Annotated in this window: 2 protein-coding genes; one reads left to right on the forward strand and one right to left on the reverse strand. The window is 43.6% G+C overall.

Annotated elements, in window-relative coordinates; all coding sequences use genetic code 11:
- The first annotated feature begins 183 nt into the window (after positions 1-183).
- Complete coding sequence (locus H6F50_RS10920) at positions 184-1,608, forward strand: WGR domain-containing protein (protein ID WP_190428714.1); 1,425 nt, start codon at positions 184-186, stop codon at positions 1,606-1,608.
- 215 nt (positions 1,609-1,823) lie between these two features.
- On the opposite strand, the gene H6F50_RS10925 is transcribed toward H6F50_RS10920, so the two are convergent.
- On the reverse strand, positions 1,824-3,453 hold a 1,630-nt coding region (locus H6F50_RS10925; RefSeq protein WP_190428715.1), incomplete at its 5' end, for a VWA domain-containing protein.

Genomic DNA, 3,453 nt, shown 5'->3' on the forward strand with positions numbered 1-3,453 from the left:
GTGAGCTTGGGCTGAGATATTACTGATTGTCATTTATTAATGCTAAAGGCAAAATCAAAAAATGATTTCTGCTATTTTTTAAAATTGATTTTTACCCTTTTAATCCGGCAGAATACTGGATTAAGAATGGAAAATTTGAGGTGAGACAGATATTTATCAATACATACAGAATTGGAGGAAAAAATGACTCAAGAGAAAACGTATCTAGAATTGTCAGAGTCAGATAGTAGTTCTCACAAATTTTATGAAGTAATTGTCAAGGATACGGAAGTATCGATTCGCTACGGTCGCATTGGCGACTCAGGACAAACTCAGGTTAAAACCTATCCAACGCCGGCAAAAGCCAAAGCTGAGGCGACGAAAAAGATTAACGAGAAACTGAAGAAAGGTTACGAACAAGCAGTTATGGGAGTGCGAAGTAAACGTCCCGTGACTCGACGGGAAATAAAGAGCGATCGCTCAACTGCAAACCAAGCACCTGTAGTTTGGAAATTTGCCTCTTCTTCACCTGCTTTCGGCATCTTTATTGACAACTCGCGCTGTTGGGTTGGCAATCAAGCAGGTCAAATTTTCGCTCTCAGCCATACGGGAATTGTCCAAAATCAGTTTCGTCTTCCTGACGGCGTGAAGTGCATTGTCGCGGATGAAGGCTGGCTTTATGCAGGATGCGATGATGGCAAAGTATACGATTTGACCGGAAAAATTCCTCGTGTTGCTTATGAAATTGCCCCTGATGTAAATATTTTCTGGCTTGATATCAAAGATGCAATTCTCGGCGTTTCTGATGATGCTGGTAATGTCATAACGATTAATCACGAAGATGAATCTCAATGGACTAAAAAAAGTAGAGGTAGTTATGGCTGGATGGTGCGCTGCGATGAGATTGGTATCTACCACGGTCACAGCAAGGGCGTAACCATGTATGACTGGGAAGATGGAACGAAAATCTGGAATCAAAAAACTCGCGGTGAGGTGCTATTTGGCTGGCAAGAAGAAGCATTTGTATATGCTAGTACCAGTGAGAATCAAGTTTATTGCTTCACGAAGAAAGGGGAAGTTAGCACAATATATCAATGTGATGCGCCTGTTTATTCGTGCGCGACTGCTGAAGAAGGTAAATATGTCTTTGCAGGCGACAATTGCTCCTCGATTTATTGTTTTAGTCAACAAGGAGAGCGTCTTTGGAAACTAGCCACTGGTTGCGGTTCTGCCTTCTCCATGCAGTTTATAGATAACCATCTCTACATCGTCACCAGCGATGGTTCTCTTGCTTGCATCGACGCTAGTGAAACTGCAATCAAAGCGGCGCAAGCGGGTACAGTTCCCCAGGCTATTAACATTAAAGCACCAACTGCCGTTGCCGCAGCCGTTCCTTCTAATACTTTAGAAACGACATCGAACGCTACTCACGGTGTAATTGTAGAATGTTTCCAAGAAGGCGGGAAGTTAAGAATTCGCGCCGTTTCTCCAGGCTACGATCCCAATTGGAAAGTACAATTTCCTCAAGATATTCGCTCTGAAGGTGCGCGTTATCTGGTGGAAGAGGTGCGCGAATCTTCTCGTGGCGGTTTCTATCGTGCTTTTGGGGATATTAAGAAATTGGTTTAGTTCAAAGATATGATTCCGTAGGTTGGTTTGAGGTTACGAAACCCAATATTAGGTAGTTACAAGTATATTTGTTGGTTTTTACTATCATTCAAGCCAATCTACATAACCTCTTCAGCAGACACACGAGTGAAAAAGAATCAAGGATAGCACAAAGAACACAGACACTCTTTGCGTACCTCTGCGCTATCCTTTGCGTACCTTTGCGTAAAAAAATATTACTGAACTAACCTGCGAATCTTCCCATAAGCAACATAAGATCCGCCATTCTTTGCCTCTTCCACTTCGTCCACAACATAGAGAACGTTTTCTTCTCGAATGTCGCGAGGAAAGCGGATATTGTAGTTAGGATCGTATCCATCGGACACGACTCTGGCTCTCAATTTACTGCCTTCTTTTACGCACTGGACGAGAACGCCATCACCTACAGTATCAATTGTTTCTAAATCAGCAGCAGAAGCAGGTGCATTCAGCTTTTGTCGTTTTGGGCTGGAAGAAGATGTACCATTTTGAGATGATGCGGCGCGTTCTTGTCCGGGTTGCACTAAGCGGCGAATGTTACCGGAGACGCGATAAAAACTACCGTCAGCAGATAGATTGATTTCATCAACGATGTAGGTGACACCTTCTTCCCGAATATTGCGGGGGAATTGCACGTTGAAATCAGGATTGTAACCGTCAGAAATGACGTGAATCCGCAACTTACCACTAACGCGATCGCATTTCACCAAAACTCCCGCATCCACGCTGGAAACAGCTTGTAAGCTGTTGGCACTCGCAGCAAGTCCGCGCAATTTTAAATCGCCGCGATCGCGTGTAAGAGCTTGGTAAGATTGATCTCGCATCTCCTTGCGACTGACACTATCAAACTTTTTGCTCTCTAGGCGTTGTGCATAATAATCCAGTTGTTCCATCTCTTCGGCAACTTCAAAGGATTCATGCAATGCTTTGAGCTTGAGATCCTCAATCGTCTTGCGAAGTTTCTGGGATGCGGCGGTATAATCTCCTTTGTCAGCGAGTGCGATCGCTTCATCTTTTACCTTACCAATCCTCAGTTTACTGGCTTGCTCCACAACCGCTGCATCTGGCTGTACGTTGTTGGCTGATTCAGCATCAGCAACCGTTAGGCTAATCGAGATTTCGTCAGTGAATTGTTGAATGCTGCCATCGACAACCGCTTGATATTTATAAGCAACGGTGGCAATATTTGTCACCCCAAGATTTGTTGGCGGAGATATTGACAATTCTACAGCTAGCTGCTTATTTTCTACCTCATAAACATCGCCGCAGAAAACTTCCAAGTTGTTGCCAATCGGATTAGATCGGTAATTGTTGAGAATCCCGGTAATTTGTACAGAATCTTCTGGTTGCAGCGTCACCGTCATATTTTGCGCGACAACAGACGTGAGGCTTTCCAGTTCGATTCTGAATACATCAGTAGCATCGTCAGGCGATTGGATGAAATAGAAGTTTCCCCCGGCAGCATTTGCCATGCCGATGAGCAAATCTTCATTAAAATAAGTTCCAAATCCTAAAGTTGTTGTAATGATTTCTTGTTCGGCTTGTTGTCTTGCAGTGTTGATTAATACTTGAGAATCAGTAATGCCAACATTCGCCTGCCCATCTGTTAATAATAAAACGCGATTGATGCGTTCTGTGGACTGTTGAGATTTTACATTGTCGCATCCCATTAGCCAACCACCACTCAAGTTAGTACATCCGCCAGCTTTCACCCTACCAATTAGCGAACGAATCGCAGCTTTATCCTGAACTTGCTGGTGCTGAAGAATTGTTTCTGGCGTATCGTCATAAATTACAACTGAAAGAAAATCCTCTGGGGTCAAATAT

The sequence above is a fragment of the Coleofasciculus sp. FACHB-712 genome (assembly GCF_014695635.1).
GTDB lineage: Bacteria > Cyanobacteriota > Cyanobacteriia > Cyanobacteriales > FACHB-T130 > FACHB-T130.